This is a genomic window from Defluviimonas sp. SAOS-178_SWC (assembly GCF_039830135.1).
Lineage (GTDB): Bacteria > Pseudomonadota > Alphaproteobacteria > Rhodobacterales > Rhodobacteraceae > Albidovulum.
In genome coordinates, this window is sequence record NZ_CP156081.1 from 2375228 (window position 1) to 2395494 (window position 20267).

Consider the following 20267-nt stretch of genomic DNA (forward strand, 5'->3'; position numbering starts at 1 on the left):
TAAGGTAACGTGCTGTCCGCGTCCTATTTCGGAAGCAACAACTGGTTCGACGATGTCGCCGCGCCCCGCGTCCTGCCGGACACATCCGCCGTCGCGGATCCCGTGTCAGATTTGTTTCTTCATTCTCATCTCATTATCCTTCAGCTCTCAGGCCGCAGCCGCTCCGCCGATGCCCGCACGGCTCACCTGGAATTCCGTTCCGTCGATCCAGAGCCGGTGCAGGATCACAGCAAGGCGCCGCGCCACTGCGATCTGGGCCCGTCGAATGCCCCGTCGCTGTGCAACCTGCATCCCCCATCGCCTCAGCCAGTTCGAGGATCGAACCCGGCACAGCAGGACCGTCGCAGCTTCGCAGAGCAGGGAACGCACCATCCGGTCGCCGCAGCGCGTGATCCTGCCGTTTCGATCGGTCTCTCCAGAGGCGTATTTGCGCGGCGTGAGACCGAAGTGTGCGCCTAGCAATGACGCCTTTCTGAACCGGCTCGGGTCTTCTACGGCAGTCCGATATGCCAACGCCGTGACCGGACCCACTCCCGGCACGCTCATCAACCGCTGGCAAACCGGATCCGATTTCGCAATGGCCAGTACCTGCCGATGCAGCTCTGTCAGCCGCAAAGCCACTTCAGACCGCCCCCGCAGGACCGCCTCTGCAGTCTCTTCCAGCACCGCTATGTCTGAGATCAACTCGCGCACCCGGTCTTCGAAGCGACCGACCGCGACGCGCCCGACCTTCAGCCCAAAGGGTGCTGCCAGACGAATTCGAACCGGTCTAACCAAGGACAGTGATGCTGTCCCTTATGCGGAGCAGAGACCACGCCACTCGGCGAGAGCGGCGGCTCGTTTGGACTTGAATTCGGGCCTGCTGGAGAGGCTGCGTTCCGCGTTGAAGTGGTTGTGAACCGAGGCGTGGACGGAGGCGAATTTCTGCAGGCTTCGCATCCGCCGGAATCGAAGCATCGCCCGTTCCCGTCGTCGGAACGGCAAGTAGGAATTCTCTGCCCTATTGTTCAGCCAACGACCTGTCTGCTGCAGATTTGCGGCGCCGATCGCCTTCGGCGCCGCGCCGTAGGACCGAAGCAGATCCGTGACGATCGCCTCGGGCCGACCGTATCGCCGCATCGTTTTCTTCAAGAATTTCAGCGCTGCTTTCTTGTCCCGTGTCTTCGTCACGAAGCTTTCCAGGACCTCGCCTTCGTGATCGACAGCCCGCCAGAGGTAGTGGCGTTCGCCATTGATCTTCACGAAAACCTCGTCGAGGTGCCAGCGCCACTGCGGCCCCGCACGCAGACGTTCGGCGCGTTTCATGCGGATCTTGGAGGCAAATATCGGGCCGAACCGGTTCCACCAGAAACGGACGGATTCATGGCTGATGTCTATGCCGCGCTCGTGCAGCAGGTCTTCGACGTTGCGCAGCGATAGGGGAAACCGGACGTACATCATCACCGCCAGGCGGATGATTTCCGGGCTAGTCCGGAAGTACTTGAGGGGGGTGTCCTGCGTCATCCCGTGACGCTACGAGGCCACCCTGCCCCGCTCAACTCGATTCCCTCTGACATGACCGCGCCACTGCCTCCTGCCGCAGATCCTTGACCTCGGGGCTGGTAGCCTGCCGCGCCGTATCGCCCGCAAGCCGCTTCTTGCCGGCCTCCAGGAACTCCTTCGACCAGCTGTAATAGAGGCTCGTTGCGATCCCCTCGCGCCGGCAGAGCTCAGCGATGCTGTCCTCGCCGCGCAGCCCTTCAAGCACGATCCTGATCTTCTCTTCGGCCGAATGGTGCTTCCGCGTGCGCCGGCGGATGTCCTTCACAATCGACTCCGCCGTCCGCTTTACTGTTCCGGGTTTCTGTCTCATCTCCACTCCTTGGTGGTTACGATGAGCCTGAAACCCTCCGTTACGAAATCAAGTCAAATGTCCCAAGGGTGCTGACGGCAAACACATCATCACGGCTAGCCGGATGACTTCGGGGCTGGTCTTGAAGTAGCGGAAGGGCGAGCGTTTCGTCATCCGGAAACGCTACGTGACTGCCCTGCCCGGCTCAAGCTAAGTTCCTTTGAAAGGGCCGACAGCAACAAGCCTTATCCGAAAGGATAAATTTAATTGACCCTACAGTATAATAAGAGTACTGCTTGTTCAATTTACGCATGTAGATTTCGGAATCTCCTGACCCACTGCAATAGCAGCGTGACGCAAGCTGTGAACTGAGCAAGCAGACGTTGGCCGCGGCCTGACGGCAGGTTTCCGAAGCGTCGGACTGATAAAACCGCGTGCTTCACGTCATAGCCGCAACGATCAAGGAGGCCTCAATTGACGCAACTAACAATTCCGTCCCGTTTCTACACAGATGAAAATCACTACGACTTCGACAAAAGACAGATCTTCTACAAAAGTTGGCAGTTTGTCGGCCACGTGAGCCAAGTGGCCAATAGGGGCGACTACTTCACAACCAAAATCGTCGATGAAAACATCCTCATCGCGAAGGGCGAGGACGAGAAGATCAGAGCGTTTTTCAACGTCTGCCCGCATCGCGCGCATTCGGTTGCGACCGGCGCGGGAAATCGCAAGCTTTTCGTCTGCCCCTACCACGCCTGGTCCTATCGGCTGAATGGCCAGCTTGTCCGCGCACCGCAGGCTGAAAACGTGGACGGTTTCTGCAAGAATGATATCAAGCTCCGCGAGGTGCAGCTCGAGACGATGTTGGGCCTGATCTTTGTGAACCTCGACGACAACGCGACCAGCCTAAAAGAAACCTATCCCGGGCTGGAAGAAGGCATTCTCTCGACCAGAACGGGAATCGAGAACATGAAGCCCGTGTTCGAGCGCGATATCGAACACAGCTGCAACTGGAAAGTATCCGTCGAGAACCTTAACGAATGCTACCACTGCCCATCGGTGCACGCCACATCGATCACGCAACTCTATGAAACGGAATCATATTCCTGCGATGTTTATGGCCCCTTCATGCGGCACTTCATTGCACGCAAGCGCGACCGCGACGTGCACGGCGATTTGCACAGTTGGTTCATCTGGCCGAACAATGTGGTTGAGGTATTTCCGATCCATGGCGCGGTTTCTTTGAGGCGGGTCGTACCTCTCGGTCCGAGCAAGACCCGATACCATTATAGCTGGTGGGTGCCCGAGGGCCTGTCGGAGGAAGCGACCCAGGAGGTCGTCGCGGTGGGAACCGAATACTGCAACACCGTGTGCCGCGAAGACGCCGCCGTGGTGGCCTGCGTTCAGGCCGGCCTGGAAAGCATAGGCTTCGACCGCGGTCCGCTCATTGTCACCTCGCAGGCCGCGGAGCAAAGCGAAAACGCCATAGCGCATTTTCAGACGCTGTACGCAGACACACTGAAAGCCGCGGGTGAGGCCCTGTAGGTGGCGAGCAGACGGTTCCAACGCAATCTTGCCGTGACGCGCTGTGGTCTCGATCTCATCTGATCAGTCGCAGGCGCAGCGCTTTGCCTGCGAAGACGGTATGAGGTGCCCCTAGTTTCCTAGACACCTGCCTCGTTCAGTTTTTGCTGCCTTGTTTCGAAGTCAACGGGCGACAGCATGCCGTTGTTCGTGTGCTTGCGTTTCGGGTTGTAGAACATCTCGATGTAGTCGAAGACGTCCTGCCGAGCAGCGTCGCGGGTCGGGTAGGTACGACGCCGGATCCGTTCCCGTTTCAGGAGCTGGAAGAAGCTCTCGGCGACAGCGTTATCGTGACAATTGCCGCGTCTGCTCATGCTGGGTTCCAGATCATACTGGCGCAGGAACGTCTGCCACTCCCGGCTGGTGAATTGGGAGCCCTGGTCGGAGTGGATCATGACCTTGCCCGCGGGTTTGCGGCGCCACACGGCCATCAGCAGGGCTTGCAGGGCGAGGTCAGTGGTCATTCGGGATTGAGCGGACCAGCCGACAACGCGGCGCGAGAATAAGTCGATGACGACGCAGAGATACAACCAGCCCTCATGGGTCTTGATGTAGGTGATGTCAGTCACCCACGCTTGGTCCGGCTGAGAGGTCTGAAACTGCTGTTCCAGCCGGTTCTCAGCAACAACGGCCGGCTTGCCTCCATAGCGGCCGGGACGCCGCCTGTAGCCGATCTGCGCCGTGATCCCGGCGCGCGATGCCAGCCGCGCGGCCCGGTTCTCGGAAATCGTCTCTCCCAGGTCGCGCAGATCATCAGCCAGCTTGCGATAGCCGTAAATCCTGCCGCTCTCGGCCCAGGCCTGCCGGATCAACGCAGTCTGGCGGACATCCTCCTGCGCGCGGTGGCTTAACGGTTCCTTAAGCCATACATGGAAGCCAGAGAAATGCACCCGCAGCACCCTGCACATGGCCCGAACGCGAAACTGTTCCCGATGCGCGCTGATGAACGCGTACTTCACTTTGCATTCTGCGCGAAGTACGCCGCCGCCCTCTTTAAGATATCGCGCTCCTCAGTCACCCGGGCCAGCTCGCGCTTCAGCCGACGGTTCTCGGCCTCGTGATCCACGCCAGGCTTCTTCGCCTCAGGATCGCCGAACAGCTTGATCCACTTGTAGAGCGAATGCGTGCTGACGCCCAGGCGCCAGGAAACCTCCCGAACAGCATACCCTCGCACCGTGATCTGATGCACCGCGTCCCGCTTGAACTCATCGCTGTAATTGCTCGTCCCCATCTCGGCCTCCTCGCCTCAAAGTTAGGGGGCAAAGCGTCTACAAATCTAGGGGCACCTCAGTACCTTCCGCGCCGCTATCAACTCATGCGCAACAGGGCGTCCGCGGCGACGGCGTCATCCTCAAAGACCATGAGGGGGTTCACATCGAGCTCAATCAGCGAGTCGGCATTGGCGTCGGCAAACTGCGCAACCGCCATGACGGCATCAATCAGAGCCTCGCGGTTTGCTGCTGCCTGCCCCCGATAACCATCTAGAAGTTTGACGACCTTCAGCCGCGCGATTGCCTCTTCTACATCTTCGCGAATGATAGGAAACAGCAAGGAACACGCGTCCTGCATCAATTCGACCAGAATGCCTCCGGCACCGATCACCAGCACGAGACCGAATTGAGGGTCGCGCGTTATCCCAACGATGAGCTCGACCAGAGGCTTCGGCTGCATGCGTTCGACAAGGTAACTATCCGACAAATCGGCCATTCCGTCGGCGGCGGCCATGACTGCATCAGGGTCCGTCAACCCAAGTGCAACACCTCCAACGTCGGATTTGTGTGTCATGTGGCTGCCTGCCGCTTTGAGAACGACCGGGAAGCCAATCTCCGAAGCCGCCGAAACCACATTGGCCCGATCTACGAGGCGGCCCTCTGGCACCTTCAGCCCAAACTTTGCCAACCGGCGCTTGCTCGCGGCTTCGTCAAGGACAGTGGAGGGCTTGTGCGACAGCACGGGAACCGGTTTCATCGGTGTTGCAGCTCGACCCGATGCAGCCAAGCGGTGATACCGTCCGATACGGGCCGCGGCCTCTAGCGCCGCAAGCGTTTCGTCAAATCCGTACATGGGGATCAAGCCCCGGGCGATAGCCTGACGGCTGACATCCGGGGGAAGGTTTTCGGGCAAGGACGAGGCGAGAATCGACACCCCAGGCGCAGCTTCATGGGCATCTGCAAAAGCTCCCAAAGCAGCGGTCCAGCTGTCCGTCGAACAACGGTCGGCGCGCGGCCAGTCAAGCAACATGAGACGTGCGTCATAGTCTGAGCGCAAAACCTCGGTAAATGTCCGCGACTGGGCCTCGCGATTGCCCCAGTCAAAGGTATGGTAGTCGAACGGGTTGGAGATATGCACAAGCTCATGGGTTGTCGCAGAAATGCGCTTGTGATCAGCCTCGGAAAACTCTGCGAAGTTCAGATCGCGTGACTCTGCCAGGTCAGCAATCATCGAGGCTTCGCCTCCTGAAACACTCATCGAGACGACCTTGTTGCCAGCGAGCGGTCCGCACAGCGAGAGCAATTTTAGGGTTTCCACGAAGACGGGCAGCGTATTGACCCGCGCCACCCCGTAGCGTGCAAACAGCGCATTGTAGAGTTCGTCGTCACCGGCGAGCGTCGATGTATGACTGACCGCGATCTTGGCCCCGGCCTCCGAGCGCCCTGTTTTGAGCGCAACCAGCGGCACGCCCTTTGCGAGCGCGCGGCTGGCGGCAGCAGAAAATTTTGGTATGTCGGTCAGGCCTTCAATCAGAAGTCCGATTGCCGTGACCCGGTCGTCATCCAGCATGGCGTCAATGAATTCTGCGACACCGGTTTGCGCCTGATTGCCCAAAGAGACCAGGTAGGACAATGGCAGATGACGTTTCTGCATCGTCACGTTCAACCCGATGGCGCCGCTTTGGCTTAGAATTGCCACGCCCTTATCGACCGGGTCAGCCCCGTGTTCGTCCGGCCAAAGTGCAACGCCATCCATGAAATTCAGAAACCCAAGGCAATTGGGCCCCTGAATGGGCATGTTGCCAGCGGCCTCGACAAGCTTCTGCTGATGCGCCTTTCCCGTCGCTCCGATCTCGGCGTAACCGGAAGCAAAGCATACCGCCCCGCCAACCCCCATGACGTTAAGCTTGCTTACGATGTCAATTGTCGCGGTACGGTTCACACCGATGAAGACCGCATCCGGGACCTCTGGCAGGTCGTCAAGGCTCTTGAAACACGACACTCCCGCCATTTCATCATGTGACGTGCTGACGGGCCAGATTTCTCCGGCGTAGCCCATCAGCTTGCACTGGCGGACCACCTGTCCGCACCAGCGTCCACCGATAACGGCAATATGCCGTGGCCTCAGAAACCGTTTGAGACGGGTAGTGTCGACCATGGACTTCACCGTGTTTCGATTGGGCGCAGCAGCGCGCGGGAAATGATGTGCCGCTGGATCTCGCTCGTACCATCATAGATGCGTTCTACGCGGGAATCCCGCCACATCCGTTCGAGCGGAAGCTCAGTCATCAAACCCATGCCTCCGAATATCTGCAGCGCTTCGTCTGTCACGAAACCGACCATTTCGCTGGCAAAGACCTTTGCCATGGCGAAATCCTCGTCTCGGGCAATGCCCTGATCCTGCTTCCACGCGGTTCGCAGCGTCAACAGTTCGGCAACCTCGATGCGGGTTTGCATATCGGCCAGTTTGAATCCAATGCCCTGAAATTTGCCAATCGTCTGCCCGAACTGCTTGCGCGTCGCGGCGTAATCAAGTGCCAGTTCCATCGCGCGCTGCGCACGGCCGACGCTGGTTGTCGCCAAACGCAGGCGTTCGGGGCCGAGCCAGTCCCCGGCCACGTCGAATCCCCTATCCAGTTCGCCCAGAATCTGGGACTTGCACACTCGGCACTCGTCGAACTCCAGGATGCAGTTGTGGTAGCCGCGATGCGATACCGAGTGATAGCCTTCCAGGATTTCGAAGCCGGGGGTGCCACGATCGACAAGGAAACAGGTGATGCGTTTCTTCTTGCCGCGCGGCGTCTCATCTTCGCCCGTCGCAGCGAAGACAACGGCAAAATCCGCGATGTCGGCATGGCTGATGAAATGTTTGCGGCCATTGAGCACGAAATCATCACCATCGGCCTTGGCAGTTGTTCTCATCGAGCGCACGTCCGAACCTGCTTCCGGCTCGGTCAAGCCAAAACAATCAATCTTTTCTCCCGAGATCGTCGGCAGCAGATACTTCTCGCGCTGTTCGCCGGCACAGGCTTGAAGAATGTTGCTGGGGCGGTGGACGACGGATTGCAGGCCAAGATTGGCGCGCCCAAGCTCGCGCTCGAGCAATGCCAAGGTCACCGCGTCGAGTCCGGCACCGCCGATTTCCGCAGGCATGTTTGGGGCGTAGAATCCCATCTCTATCGCGCGCTTCTTGATTTGGGCGCGCAGGTCAGGTGGAATCTGATCGGTCTTTTCGACGCGTTCCTCGTGCGGGTAGAGTTCCTCCTCGACGAACGCACGCACGCTTGTAACCAGCATTTCCTGCTCTTGTGTCAGGGCAAAATCCACAGCGACCTCCTCAGATCTTCGATGCGGTGTCTACTGCCGACATTTCGGCATATGGAAACCTGTCTCGGGTTTGGCTTGGCAGCATTCGTTTGCACGAACACACGCCGATACATACTCTGCGGTAGATATTTCGTCACCTCAAGATAATAATATACTTATTAGTACTTTTCTTGCCCACCATGCCACATTGGTCCAGCTGAGCCCATGGGTCACGCCGAGTTGTTTGTCGGCGGTCAGGATTCTCGCAGCAGCCAAAGGCTTCTATCAGCTAACACCGATCCTCAGCAGCCTCACGCCTGGAGAAAGCGTCTCCAAAGCTTTACGTCAGAGCCGGGCGGATTCATCGACGATCCGATCCATCAGAAGCCGGGGCATAACACCTAGGTTGAAGAGACGGCTTGGCCTGATACGCGTGGCGACGCGCCTGAGTTGGCACGATCGATTTCAGCCACCAAGTTCCGTAACTGTACCAATCCTCGGTCCCGTCGGGCACACAAGTCCTGAAACGCTGCACTGTCGAAGATGCGCATGGCGTCATCACTGTACTTTTTCAGAACCGACTCGTCGGGTTTGAAGTCACCCGGTGTCGCATAGCCGTCTTCAAGCTCACCCATCAACAGTTGCAAAAAGAATGGCCAGCCCTTTGCGCCACCGCTGCCCAGACCATAGATTTCCGTCGGTCCCATGAGCGCCCAGCGAAGACCGGGGCCGTATTTGATGGCCGCATCTATATCTTCCGCGGTTGCAACACCTTCCTGAATGAGATGCAACACCTCGCGGAATACCGACGCCTGAATGCGATTGCCGATGTATCCGCGGATTTCTCTGTTCAGGACCACGGGGTGCATGGTGGTTGAGCGGTAGAATTCTGTTGCTCTATCAAGAACGCCCGGCGCGAGACCGTCCGCCCCAGCCAGTTCAACGAGTGGTATCATGTAGGGGGGATTAAACGGGTGAGCGATCAGGAACCGATCGCCCGCCTTGCAGTTGTGCCGCAACCGCGCGGCCAGGAAACCTGATGAACTGGACGCGATGATCGCATCAACCGGAGCGAGATCACCGATCTGTCGAAGAAGATCAATCTTCATCGCCTCATTCTCGACGGCACTTTCCTGAATGAGATTGGCTGAGGCCACTGCTTCTCCAAGATCCGTGGTAAAGCGCCAGCGGTCGGAAGAAGCCCCCTCTGCGAGGCCGAGAGACCTGACGTATGGCCACGCCTCGTCGATCATGGCCCGAATGTATTTTTCTTTCTCGGAATCAAGGTCGTATGCGACCACATCGAGTCCGGATCGCAAGAAATGCACGACCCAACCGGCGCCAATCACCCCGCAACCGATGCAGGTCACATGCTTTATAGGTGCCTTCATCTGGCTCTCCGTTTGATCTGACGTTTCAATTTGCCGACTATGACGGCACGACATTCCCGCATGGAGCAGCATGACCACCAGCAGCAAAAACCCGAAGAAGAAAAAAGTTGACCCATGAGTACAATGAGAAGACCATTGGGTCAATCGAGAATCGGGTGTGGCATTGGCGCTGGTCGTGGAGGGGCGCCTTCCAAGTCAGTGAGCGTGCCTCTGATCAACGCTTGCCGGATCCGGCCCGACACCCGCTTCAAGGCAGTTCGAACCCGCCTGCAGTCGCACATAAAGGCGCGTCAGGCTCAAGAAAGGGAGGCCCATGTGACCGAGCAAACGATTTCGTCCCGTTTTTACACGGATGAAAGCTGTTTCGAATTCGACAAGGAACAGATCTTTTACAAGACTTGGCAGTTTGTCGGCCATATCAGCCAATTGGCGAAGGCCGGGGACTACTTCACGACCAAGGTTGCCGATGAGAATCTCCTCATCGTCAAGGGCGAGGATGAGGCCATCCGGACCTTCTTCAACGTATGCCGCCATCGCGCTCATGCCGTGGCGAGTGGGTCCGGCAATCGCAAACTCTTCGTTTGCCCGTACCATGCCTGGTCGTACCGTCTGAACGGAGCACTGCACCGCGCTCCGGTAACGGAGAACGTTGAGGGATTTTGCAAGAACGACATAACCCTTCGAGAGATCCGCACCGAAACGAAATTCGGCATGATCTTTGTCAATCTCGACGATGACGCGCTGAGCATCAACGAAACCTATCCCGGCGTTGAGGAGGCCATCCTGTCGCAAAGACCCGGGATCGCGTCCATGAAGAAGGTGTTCGAACGCAGCGTCGAACACGAATGCAACTGGAAGATCTCGGTTGAAAACTACAATGAGTGTTATCACTGCCCGACGGTTCACGCGACATCCATTACACGCCTCTACCTGACGGATTCCTACACCTGCGATCTGAACGGCCCTGTTACCAAGCACTTCATGGCCCGCAAGGACGATCGTGACGTGCATGGTGACATGCACAGCTGGTTCCTGTTCCCAAATACAATTGTTGAGGTGTTCCCGCTTCACAACGCCGTATCCTTACGGACCATCGTACCCTTGGGAGTCGACAAATCAGTCTACTACTACAGCTGGTATGTTCCCTCTGACCTATCCGATGACGCCGTCGAGGAAGTTGTCGCTATGGGCCAAAACTACTGCGACACGGTCTGCGTCGAGGATGCAAGTGTGGTAGAGGCCGTGCACATCGGCATGAAGAGCCGAAGCTTTGATACCGGACCGCTGATCATAACGCCGCAATCCTCGCCTCAAAACGAAAATGCGACGGCCCATTTCCAGTCCAGATACAAGGACGCCGTGATTGCGGCAGGGGAAAAGCTGTAGGCGTGTGACCATCTTGTGAGTTGCAGGAGGGGCGTGACCGCCGCCTCGCTCGCTCATCACAAAGCTTGTGCGAAAATGACGCTCCCTTGTCATTGCCTGGCGAAGAAACCGATCCGGACAGGAAAGAAATGTTGGCCGATAAGATCATAACGACGCGTCGCTTTGGAAACGTACTGGAAATCACTCTGAACCGCCCGCCTGTAAATGCGATAAACCGCGAGACCAGCCGTGCCGTTTATGCCGCTTTGAAGAAGCTTCAAGACGATCCCGGCCTGCGTGTTGGCATTCTTACAGGCTCTGGCGATCGGGTCTTTTCCGCCGGATGGGATCTGAAGGAGGTTGCCGATCCTGATTTCGACCCAAAACTGGATACCGATCCCGAACTTGGACACGGACCAGGCGGTTTCGGTGGTATCACAGAGTTTTACGATCTCGACAAACCAGTCATCGCTGCGCTCAATGGCGCCACGCTCGGCGGCGGTTTCGAGATCGCGCTCGCATGTGATGTGATCTTTGCTGCTGACCACACTTATTTCCAGCTTCCTGAGATGCAGCGCGGCTTTATTCCTGACGGCGGCGCGATCCAGCGTCTACCTCGGCGGATACCCTACAACGTCGCCTTCGAGCTCATGCTCAGCGGTCGCCGCATGGATGCGAAGGAAGCAAAAGGCTTAGGTCTTGTGCATCAGATCGTCAACGCCCCGGACTTGCTGGACACGGTTCGCGACTACGCCGCGGAAGTCGCCAAGGGTGCACCGCTTGCGATGCGCGCCATGAAAGAGGTGTTGCGTCACATCGAGATGCTGACACTTGAGGATGCGATGGCAAAAACAAAACCCGGCAAGAGCGGGCTGCCTGTCTACGAAAAAATGTGCGCGTCCGACGACTTCACCGAAGGCTCTGTCGCTTTTGCAGAAAGGCGCGCGCCTGTCTGGAAAGGGGCGTAGTCGAAATGGGCCTTATCGGTGCGCACGGGCCTGCAATCATCTAAGGACAGCAACGCGCAATTCACCTGAAGAGACAAACACGATGGCGAAAATTCAGATCCTATACCCAGAGCCAGACGACCGGGATGCGTTCGATGCACATTATCGCGACGTTCACACTCCTATGGTGATGAAGATCCCGGGCCTTAGGCGTCTGGTGGTCAATAAGCTGACAGATATCACTTCGGACCAACCCGGCGATTGGTACATGTCGGCAGAGCTTCATTATGCATCGTCGGAAGCCATGCAGGCCTCACTCGAGACCCCGGAGTCGAAGGCAACCGATGCTGATTTTGAAGCTTTCGCGCCGAAAGGCACTCTGGTGCTTATGCACAGCGAAGAAGCTGACCAAATCGCACCCGTCTCAATGGCGCCCTCAGCACGTGAACGCGGCGAGGATGTTCTGCGCACGCTCTGGGGCGAGGTCTTCACCCCGGCCCCCGGCACCGAAGAGTTCATGAACGTCACAATCGACCATTTATTCGGAAACCTCTGGACGCGGCCCAACCTGGCAGTGCGCGACCGTTCGCTGATAACGATTGCAGCTCTTACGGCATTGGGGCGGTTCCCGCAGCTTGAAGAACATCTGGAGGGCGGCTTGAACCTTGGCATAACCCGAGAGGAGCTAAAGGAAATCATGCTGCATCTGGCGCATTACGGTGGATGGCCGGTCGGGGTATCCGGATTGAATGTTGCCATGACGCTTTTTGAGCGTCTCGATCAGCCCTGACCGCAGCAGGTTCCACGACGACGGCAGCGGGGACATCACGCCAGAATGAATGGAGTTTAATTTGCCACTTGAAATGAACCGAAAGGTCTTCATCACGTGCGCCGTCACCGGCGGAGGGTCGACGCAGGATCGTTCGCCCCATGTGCCGCGCTCACCTAAAGAGATCGCCGACAGTGCGATCGCCGCCGCGCGTGCCGGCGCTGCAGTGGTCCACTGCCATGTCCGCGACCCGGAAACCGGCGCTCCGGCGCGCGACCTCCACCTCTACCGCGAAGTGACCGATCGCATTCGGGACTCGGACGTGGATGTTGTACTGAACCTGACGGCTGGAATGGGGGGCGAGGTTGTTATGGGCCCCCCGGATCAACCCCTGCCCATCAACGAAGTGGCGAGCGACATGGTTGGGGCCGATGCCCGTCTGGCGCACATCGTCGAGTGCCTGCCGGAAATCTGTACGCTGGACTGCGGAACCATGAACTTTCTCGAAGGCGAATTCGTGATGATGAATACGCCAAACATGCTTCGTTCCATGGCAGAAAAGATCACGACCCTCGGAGTTATCGCCGAGATCGAAGTCTTCGACACCGGGCATCTGTGGTTTGCCAAGCAGCTGGTGAAGGAGGGTCGGTTGCCCAACCCCGCGCTGGTTCAGCTTTGTATGGGCATCCCGTGGGGCGCACCAAATGATCTGGCTACGCTAATGGCAATGGTACATGCCATCCCCGAAAACTGGACATGGTCGGCATTCTCTCTGGGCCGCGATCAGATGCCTTACGCCGCGGCGGCCGCTTTGGCAGGAGGCAATGTGAGGGTTGGCTTGGAAGACAATCTGATGCTGAGAAAGGACGTTTTGGCTACGAACGAACAACTCGTCGAGCAGGCCGCCACAATATTGGACAAGATGGGCGCCGAAATCATGACCCCGACCGAGGTTCGCGAGAAACTTGCACTGACCAAACGCGCGCCGGCGTGCAAGTAGTCGGTGCAGCAACGCGGACAAAGGTGTGGCCGTGAGCATTTTGCTTTCCAGATTGGCGGGCGAACTCAGGGCGCCTCTCGGTATCCTGCTTTCAATCGACATCCGATCGGGTCCCTCGATCAAAGTGCGAAGCGCCGTAGGCTGAATCGTCTCACAGCGGCCTGGACCGAAACCTCGACGAGCTAGTCGCTCCGTTCCCGATCCGGCATTCGCGCCCCATTTCAGAGGACGACAAATACATAAGGTTGGCTGGCGCACGTTTACCAAGGAGATAAAAGGTTCGAAATGACAGGTCCCAACATCATCGTCATCAGTTCCGATCAGCAACGCTGGGATGCGCTTGGCTCAGTCAGCCACTATGTCGACACCCCGAACCTCGATCGGCTGGCGGCGCGCGGCACCAGCTTCCCCAACAGCTACTGCGCCTCGCCCATCTGTGTGCCATCGCGCGCATCTATGGCGACCGGGCTGGAAGTGCACCAGACCCGGTGCTGGAGCAGCGCGGAACCTTATCACGGCCAGTTCAAGAGCTGGCACCACGCGCTGCGGGAGGCGGGCTACCGCACCACCTCGATCGGCAAGCTGCATTTCCGATCGGAGGAAGACGACAACGGGTTCTCGGAAGAGATCATGCCAACGCATATCATCGGCGGTGTCGGCTATCCCTTCGTGATGCTGCGGCCCGAGGCCAAGAAGATGGACGGGATCGAGGACTTCATCGACAGCGTCGGCTGGGGCACCTCGAACTATACGCTGCATGACGAAACCGTCGCCGATACGACCGCGCGGTGGCTGACGGAACATGGCGACGAACATCCCTGGGCCTTGTTCGTGTCCTTCGTGACGCCACATCATCCGCTGATCGTGCCCGAGCGGTTCAGGGCGGCATACCCGCCCGATCGGGTGCCCCTGCCCGCCGTCTATGTGGCACCGCCCGGCATTCATCCCAGCGTCACGGCGCATCCGGCAACCGCCGCGCTGGAAAGCAACCTGCACTACAACCAGTATTTCAGGGATGAAGCGCATGTTCGCGAGCAACGAACCTACTACATGGCGCTGACCTCATTCCTGGACGAATGCGTTGGGAAGGTGCTCGATGCCGTTGAGCGGACCGGGCATCAGGAGGACACGCTCATCATCTTCACGTCGGATCATGGCGAAATGCTGGGCGATCTCGGCCTGTGGACAAAATCGCAGATGCATGACGGCTCGGTCCGGGTGCCGCTGATCGTGGCGGGGCCGGACTTTCCCGCCGGGCTCCGCTCGCGGGCGGTCTGCTCGCATGTGGACATATACCCGACCGTCACGCAGGCTGCCGGCCTCGATCCCGATCCAAACCGGCCCGGGCGCGCGCTTCAGGAGGCGGCGGCCGTTCGCGGCGCCGACGCGCGCAGTGTGATCTCGGGCTACCATGACTACGGCTCGGTCACCGGCTCGACGATGCTGCGGTGGGGCAACTGGAAATATCTGTACCACCCCGGCTACGCGCCACAGCTTTTCGACATGGCCGCGGACCCGGAGGAGCTTTGCGACCTCATCGCCGAAGGTGGGCATGAGGATATCGCGGCCGAATGCGACAGGGAACTTCGCCGCCATCTCGACCCCGACCAGGCCAGTGCCGATGCGTTCGAGGATCAGCGCCGGCGCGTGGAGGAACTCGGCGGACGCGAGAAAATCCTCAGCGACGCCGAGTTGCCGGCTGTGACACCGATGAACCTCGGAAAGACCTGAGGCCAGAGGGCGTAGGTCGGGTACGTCCCATTAAAGTCGCGGCGACCCGACTGTGCGCATGGCGCGAACCTCGGCCCCAGCAAGTGGGGCATCCGGGTTCGCGCACGGCGGGTCATGCCGGGATTGCGAGCGCCTTCAGGTGTATGGAGACGTCTGCGACCGTGTCGAGGCTCCAGATCGTGCCGAGCATCTGCTTCAAGGCATCGGCCGGCAGGTGATCCCTGGCATATCGCGCGAACACTTCATCGAACTGCGCCCGTGTCATCGGCTCCTCGGAGGAACCGATGACCGCCATGCGTTCCTTCGTGTATTCGCCCCCGCCCCTGGTTCTGACGATAACCGTCGTGGGCCGGCTCATGTAACGAACGGGTCCGGCACCGGCATCCGACGGCAGGATCGTCACGATGACCTTCCCCCGCGCCTCGTCGAGTTTGGGGTCGTGCGGCGTGTGGGTCAGGAAGTCGCTGACCTTCAATTCCCCGTTCAGCATCGCGAGGCCGATCGCGTGCTGGAAACTGAACTGCTTGTCGCCCGCTGTCTCGGGGTAGGGCTTGTCGCAGCCCGCGTCTTCGGGCCCCGTCACGATCTCGACCGTCTCGATATCGTCGTAGGTGAGACCATGCTCTGCGAGGATCTCGAAAAGCGCGTCAAGCTGGCGATGAATGCTGATCGAGTTGGGGTATTTCTTGATCCACATCCCTGTGAACAACCAACTTTCCCCCAGATCGGCCATGGCGTCCTGCAACGTCACCTTCTTCGACAGCATCTCGCCATAGGCGGCGAGATCGGGGTTGCTGGTCAGGCCCAAGCGGGCCATCTCGGCGCCGATCAGCCCCTGCAACGCATGCAGCGCGGATTCGAGGAAATGCGCGTCCGTGCCAAGGCTCGCCTCGGTGATACCGGGCGCCGAAAGCGCGAACCCCATCGCGGCAGTCGTCTGCCCTGCATCCAACCCGAAAGCCTTGGCAGCCGCGGCCGCGCAGCCCATCGCAGAGGTCGGCGGAAGCGACTGGCCCAGCCGCATCGTATCGAACGGCAGGCTGGTCCGGTAGTGCGCCTCCAGCCCTGCCACGGCCGCCTCGATCAGGGCCTTGCCCGACAAGTGGAGTTTGTCAGCGAGCGTCAACAGCAGCGGGATGATGGTCACGTCCCAGGAACAGCCGCCCTCGGGGATCGCCACATCCTCAAGCTCGCTCGCATGGGCGGAAAACGCGTTCAGCAGGACGCCTTCCCAGATCGACGTCCTCAGGTCCGTCCCGATCACTGCGACCTCGCCGGGCAGCGCGCGGGCACGGATCATGTCGATCAGCTTCGCCGCGTTCGGGCAGGCTGATCCGGCAAGCGTTCCGGCAACCGTCTTGAGGATCAGCGCCTTGGCGAATTCGACAACCTCGGACGGCAGCTGATCATAGCTGACCCTCGCGACGAACTCACCGAGTTCTTGCGCCATCGACGTCTGGTTCATTGTGCCCCACCCTGACTGATTGAGAATACGATGCGGGCCCTACGCTATTTCTTGTCGGGCTCGATGGAGAACCCACCCAGCTGCGGCCACGCGATCGGGGCACTGGCTTTCAAAAGGCGCTGTTCCAGCGGAAGCGCCGCATCCCAATGGGCAGCGATCACGCGGCGCCCGTTGAAGTCACCGGCCGCCTCGGACGCGATCCAGAGATACGGCGCGGCCATGACATCCGATTGCATCAGGTCGGCCGTGCTGACCGAGGCATCGCGGTACTTGGCCGACATGTTGGTATTGGTGTTGCCGCCGGGGATGAGCACGTTGCAGGTGATCCCGGTGCCCGCCAGTTCCTGCGCGAGGACCGAGGCCATGGCCTCGTGCCCCGCCTTGGAACTGCCGTAGGTCGTGTTCGACGCCGTCCACATCGTGCCGAGGCTCGTCGTCACGTTGATGATGCGGCCGGAATTCTGCGCGACCATATGTTCGACTGCAGGCTTGGACAGGTAGAACGGCGCATCCATGTTGACCGCCCTGATCTTCTGCCAGGCCTCGATCGTCACCTCGCGAAAGCTCGCAGGTTCCCAGAGGCCGGCATTGTTGACGAGGATGTCGAGCCCCTCGAGCGTGCCGATGGTCTCGGCAACCGCGTCCGCCGCGGCCTTGGGATCGGTGATATCGACGGTGATCGGCAGGACATTGTCCTTGCCCGCGATCTCGGCAAGACGCCCGGCGCTCTCGGTCAGCCAAGCGGCATTCACGTCCAGCATCGCGACCTTGCCGCCCTCAAGCACGGTCGCCTTGGCCATGGCAAAGCCCAGCCCAATGGGGCTGCCCGCACCCGTGATGACCGCAACTTTTCCGCCAAGTCGGTTTCCTGCCATCGTCCCGTATCCTCTGGTTTCGCGTCACACGCGGGTTTCTGCTGGGGGGTATGTAAAATACTTGAAAGTACTTTTTTATGACCCTATAGAATAATTAATGATTTGCAAGACCTTTCGGCACCCCCGTCGCAACAGAGGAAAGATCAGCGGAATGTCTTTCACCATCGCCTCCTGGAACATCAATTCGTTGCTGCCGCGACTGTCCGTCGTGGCGCGCTTACTGCGCGAAGAACACCCCGAGGTTCTCTGCCTTCAGAAATGCAAGGCGGCGAAAGGCGATGTGCCGCTCTCCGTCTTTGAGGATCTGGGCTACCCCCACAGCGCCATCCGCGATCAGGGACAGGTCAACGGCGTCGCGATCTTTTCCCGTATGCCGATCGTTGAAACCGCCGAGGCCGATATCGCCGGCCAGGGAGAGGCACGCTATCTCTTCGCACGTCTGGCGAACGGTATCGGCATCCACAACATGTACGTCCCCGCTGGCGGCAGCATTCCGGATGCAAGCAACGACCCCGGCTTTGGCAAGAAAAAGGCCTTCCTGGCCGATGCCCGTGATCGATTTCGTGCCGACAGGCCGACAAACGCCATCCTCGTCGGCGATCTCAACATCGCGCCCGACCAGGATGACGTCTATGACCACGCCCTGCTGAAAAACCAGGTCACCCATTCACCCGACGAAAGCGATATGCTGGCCGCGGTCAGGGAGGCCGGCGATTGGGTCGATGTCCTCCGCAAGGTCCAGCCTACGGGCGCAATGTATTCCTGGTGGTCTTATCGGTGGTGGAACGCCAAAGTCCCGGTCGGTCACAAGAACGACAAGGGCCGCCGGATCGACCATATCTGGGCGTCACCCGATCTTGTTGTCCGCCTGCAATCCGCCTGGGTCGACCGGACCGCGCGGGACTGGAAGGGCACGTCCGATCACGCCCCGGTATTCGCCAGCTTCGATATCTAGCGCCGACCCGCGGCCGGAAGTAAGCGGTGTCCCGACCCCACCTTCCCAGTGAATCTGCAAGCTGCGATTGCGCGTTGTGTGTAGATTTGCACGGGAGGTATCAGTGGGAGTCCATCGGGAGCGCAGTATGGAGGCCGTTGGGTTCGTGGAACTTTTGGCGGCTCCGACGACGAAGCGGCGCTGGTCGGATGAGGCGAAGGGTCGGTTGGTGGCCGAGACGCTAGTGCCGGGTGTCACGGTGAATGAGGTGGCACGTCGGCATGGGGTCAAGGCGAACCATCTGTCCTCATGGCGGACGCTGGCTCGGAAGGGCAAGTTGGTCGTGCCGGAGGTCGAGGGTGCGGAATTTGCGGCCCCCTCGGTTGCCGATCAGGACGCGCCCAAGCCTGCACGTATCGGATCACTTGATCTGGTGATCGGCCCGGTGACTGTGCGGCTCGATGCTGCCACGCCCGCTGTCCGGGTTGCGGAACTGGTCATGGCTCTGCAGGCCCGCCCGTGATCTTCCCGTCGAACCGGGTGCGGATCATGGTGGCGACGAAGCCGATCGACTTCCGCAAGGGCCACGACAGTTTGGCGGCGTTGGTGAAGAATGAGTTGCGCAAGGACCCGTTCACCGGGACCGTCTTTGTGTTCCGCGCCCGGAAGGCGGATCGGCTGAAGCTCCTGTATTGGGACGGGACCGGTCTGGTGATGGCCTACAAGCGGCTGGAGGAGCACGTGTTCACCTGGCCCGCCGTGAAGGACGGGCTGATGGTGATGAACCACGCGCAGTTCGAGGCGCTATTTTCCGGGCTCGACTGGCGTCGGGTTCGGGCCATCGAGGCGCGGGCTCCCGAGGCGGTGGAATGACTGCGGCAGGATGACTCAGGGGCTGCTTTGTGCGGGCGGCGGCGAAGCGGGTGTGGTAGAGCCGCGCCATGTCCGAGACCGCTGATCTGCTTGAAGAAAATGCTGCCTTGAAGGCGATGCTGATCGCCTCGGAGGCGCGCAACCAGCGCAAGGACGAACGGATCGAGCGGTTGGAGAAGCTCGTCGCGGCGTTCCGGCAGGCGGCCTTCGGGCGCCGCTCGGAGAAGAGCGATCCGGACCAGTTCGAGCTGGCGCTAGAGGATCTGGAAACCGCCATCGCAGTGATCCATGCCGAAGCGGACGCCGAGGACCGCGCCGCCAGGCGCCCGGCCAAACCGCGCGCCACCAATCGCGGATCGTTGCCCGGACACCTTCCGCGCATCGAGGAGGTGATCGAGCCCGAGAGTCTGATCTGCGCCTGCGGCGGTTGCCTGCATTGCATCGGCGAGGACGTGTCGGAGCGGCTGGATATCGTGCCCGCCCGGTTCCGCGTGATCGTCACGCGGCGCCCGAAATATGCCTGCCGGTCCTGCACCGACGGCGTTGTGCAAGCACCCGCACCGGCGCGGCTGATCCCGGGTGGCATGCCGACCGAGGCGACGGTGGCGCATGTGTTGGTCTCGAAATACGCCGACCACCTGCCGCTCTATCGCCAGGCTCAAATCTACAGCCGCCAGGGCGTCGATCTGGACCGGTCGACCCTGGCTGACTGGGTGGGCCGCGCCGCCTTCGAACTCCGGCCCGTCTTCGATGCGCTGATGGCCGACCTGAAGCGATCGACGAAGCTGTTCATGGACGAAACCCGCGCGCCGGCGCTCGATCCGGGGGCGCAAAAGACAAAGACCGGATACTTCTGGGCGCTCGCCCGCGATGACCGGTCCTGGGGCGGGAGCGCGCCGCCCGGTGTGGCCTTCACCTATGCCCCCGGTCGGGGCGGTCAGCATGCCGAGCGGATATTGCAGGGCTTTGCCTGATCAGTCCCCAG

17 protein-coding genes and 2 pseudogenes are annotated in these 20267 nt (G+C 59.9%); 10 read left to right on the top strand and 9 right to left on the bottom strand.

What is annotated here, in order from left to right:
- Positions 1–147: 147 nt before the first annotated feature.
- The 3 genes and pseudogenes from V5734_RS12455 to V5734_RS12465 form a co-directional block, all read right to left on the bottom strand.
- Positions 148–693, bottom strand: coding sequence for a transposase (locus V5734_RS12455; RefSeq protein ID WP_432759623.1), 546 nt, complete (start codon positions 691–693; stop codon positions 148–150).
- Between the two features lie 102 nt (positions 694–795).
- Positions 796–1503: an IS6 family transposase gene (locus tag V5734_RS12460; protein WP_347309968.1), complete on the bottom strand. Its 708-nt coding sequence runs from the start codon at positions 1501–1503 to the stop codon at positions 796–798.
- A gap of 58 nt (positions 1504–1561) precedes the next feature.
- Positions 1562–1852 (bottom strand): annotated as a pseudogene (locus V5734_RS12465) (transposase); the annotation flags it as partial.
- 453 nt (positions 1853–2305) lie between these two features.
- Between V5734_RS12465 and V5734_RS12470 the strand changes: the two are divergent.
- Positions 2306–3376 (top strand): aromatic ring-hydroxylating oxygenase subunit alpha, encoded by a 1071-nt coding sequence (locus V5734_RS12470; protein WP_347309969.1) that lies wholly within the window; start codon positions 2306–2308, stop codon positions 3374–3376.
- A 119-nt stretch (positions 3377–3495) separates the two neighbouring features.
- Here the strand turns inward: V5734_RS12470 and V5734_RS12475 are convergent.
- From V5734_RS12475 to V5734_RS12490, 4 genes are all read right to left on the bottom strand, one after another.
- Positions 3496–4646, bottom strand: a protein-coding gene (locus V5734_RS12475) for an IS3 family transposase (protein ID WP_347309970.1) whose coding sequence is annotated in 2 segments (ribosomal slippage) — positions 3496–4403 and positions 4403–4646 — 1152 coding nt in all. Because the reading frame shifts where the segments join, the coding sequence is not laid out codon by codon here.
- A 77-nt stretch (positions 4647–4723) separates the two neighbouring features.
- Positions 4724–6784: an acetate--CoA ligase family protein gene (locus V5734_RS12480; protein ID WP_347309971.1), complete on the bottom strand. Its 2061-nt coding sequence runs from the start codon at positions 6782–6784 to the stop codon at positions 4724–4726.
- Between the two features lie 5 nt (positions 6785–6789).
- Positions 6790–7953, bottom strand: a complete 1164-nt coding sequence (locus V5734_RS12485; RefSeq protein WP_347309972.1) for an acyl-CoA dehydrogenase family protein — start codon at positions 7951–7953, stop codon at positions 6790–6792.
- A gap of 380 nt (positions 7954–8333) precedes the next feature.
- The gene (locus tag V5734_RS12490) at positions 8334–9323 is read right to left on the bottom strand and encodes a 3-hydroxyacyl-CoA dehydrogenase NAD-binding domain-containing protein (protein WP_347309973.1); all 990 of its coding nucleotides are present in this window, start codon (positions 9321–9323) and stop codon (positions 8334–8336) included.
- A gap of 198 nt (positions 9324–9521) precedes the next feature.
- Between V5734_RS12490 and V5734_RS12495 the strand changes: the two genes are divergently transcribed.
- The 5 genes from V5734_RS12495 to V5734_RS12515 all read left to right on the top strand — a co-directional run bounded on the left by V5734_RS12495 (position 9522) and on the right by V5734_RS12515 (position 15135).
- Positions 9522–10709, top strand: a complete 1188-nt coding sequence (locus V5734_RS12495) for an aromatic ring-hydroxylating oxygenase subunit alpha (protein ID WP_347309974.1) — start codon at positions 9522–9524, stop codon at positions 10707–10709.
- A gap of 131 nt (positions 10710–10840) precedes the next feature.
- Complete coding sequence (locus V5734_RS12500; protein ID WP_347309975.1) at positions 10841–11656, top strand: enoyl-CoA hydratase-related protein; 816 nt, start codon at positions 10841–10843, stop codon at positions 11654–11656.
- Positions 11657–11738: 82 nt separating this feature from the next.
- Positions 11739–12425 carry an EthD family reductase gene (locus V5734_RS12505; protein ID WP_347309976.1) on the top strand — a complete coding sequence of 229 codons (687 nt, stop codon included), beginning with the start codon at positions 11739–11741 and terminating at the stop codon, positions 12423–12425.
- A 61-nt stretch (positions 12426–12486) separates the two neighbouring features.
- Positions 12487–13404 (top strand): 3-keto-5-aminohexanoate cleavage protein, encoded by a 918-nt coding sequence (locus V5734_RS12510; RefSeq protein ID WP_347313630.1) that lies wholly within the window; start codon positions 12487–12489, stop codon positions 13402–13404.
- Positions 13405–13689: 285 nt separating this feature from the next.
- Positions 13690–15135 (top strand): sulfatase-like hydrolase/transferase, encoded by a 1446-nt coding sequence (locus tag V5734_RS12515; protein ID WP_347309977.1) that lies wholly within the window; start codon positions 13690–13692, stop codon positions 15133–15135.
- Between the two features lie 112 nt (positions 15136–15247).
- Here the strand turns inward: V5734_RS12515 and V5734_RS12520 are convergent, their stop codons facing one another.
- Complete coding sequence (locus V5734_RS12520; RefSeq protein ID WP_347309978.1) at positions 15248–16600, bottom strand: MmgE/PrpD family protein; 1353 nt, start codon at positions 16598–16600, stop codon at positions 15248–15250.
- A gap of 44 nt (positions 16601–16644) precedes the next feature.
- Positions 16645–17475: an SDR family NAD(P)-dependent oxidoreductase gene (locus tag V5734_RS12525; protein WP_347309979.1), complete on the bottom strand. Its 831-nt coding sequence runs from the start codon at positions 17473–17475 to the stop codon at positions 16645–16647.
- Positions 17476–17626: 151 nt separating this feature from the next.
- Between V5734_RS12525 and V5734_RS12530 the strand changes: the two genes are divergently transcribed.
- From V5734_RS12530 to tnpC, 4 genes and pseudogenes are all read left to right on the top strand, one after another.
- The gene (locus V5734_RS12530) at positions 17627–18430 is read left to right on the top strand and encodes an exodeoxyribonuclease III (RefSeq protein WP_347309980.1); all 804 of its coding nucleotides are present in this window, start codon (positions 17627–17629) and stop codon (positions 18428–18430) included.
- A 127-nt stretch (positions 18431–18557) separates the two neighbouring features.
- Positions 18558–18932, top strand: a complete 375-nt coding sequence (locus V5734_RS12535; protein WP_347309981.1) for a transposase — start codon at positions 18558–18560, stop codon at positions 18930–18932.
- Positions 18929–19282 carry an IS66 family insertion sequence element accessory protein TnpB gene (gene tnpB / locus V5734_RS12540; protein WP_347309982.1) on the top strand — a complete coding sequence of 118 codons (354 nt, stop codon included), beginning with the start codon at positions 18929–18931 and terminating at the stop codon, positions 19280–19282. The genes V5734_RS12535 and tnpB overlap by 4 nt, the downstream gene beginning before the upstream one ends.
- 68 nt (positions 19283–19350) lie before the next feature.
- Positions 19351–20250, top strand: a pseudogene (gene tnpC / locus V5734_RS12545) (IS66 family transposase); the annotation flags it as partial.
- Between the last annotated feature and the right edge of the window lie 17 nt (positions 20251–20267).

Coding starts and splice junctions, on each gene's coding strand:
- V5734_RS12460 (WP_347309968.1), bottom strand. CDS start 1,503: ATGACGCAGGACACCCCCCTCAAGTACTTCCGGACTAGCCCGGAAATC.
- V5734_RS12480 (WP_347309971.1), bottom strand. CDS start 6,784: ATGGTCGACACTACCCGTCTCAAACGGTTTCTGAGGCCACGGCATATT.
- V5734_RS12490 (WP_347309973.1), bottom strand. CDS start 9,323: ATGAAGGCACCTATAAAGCATGTGACCTGCATCGGTTGCGGGGTGATT.
- V5734_RS12505 (WP_347309976.1), top strand. CDS start 11,739: ATGGCGAAAATTCAGATCCTATACCCAGAGCCAGACGACCGGGATGCG.
- V5734_RS12515 (WP_347309977.1), top strand. CDS start 13,690: ATGACAGGTCCCAACATCATCGTCATCAGTTCCGATCAGCAACGCTGG.
- V5734_RS12520 (WP_347309978.1), bottom strand. CDS start 16,600: ATGAACCAGACGTCGATGGCGCAAGAACTCGGTGAGTTCGTCGCGAGG.
- V5734_RS12525 (WP_347309979.1), bottom strand. CDS start 17,475: ATGGCAGGAAACCGACTTGGCGGAAAAGTTGCGGTCATCACGGGTGCG.
- V5734_RS12530 (WP_347309980.1), top strand. CDS start 17,627: ATGTCTTTCACCATCGCCTCCTGGAACATCAATTCGTTGCTGCCGCGA.
- V5734_RS12535 (WP_347309981.1), top strand. CDS start 18,558: ATGGAGGCCGTTGGGTTCGTGGAACTTTTGGCGGCTCCGACGACGAAG.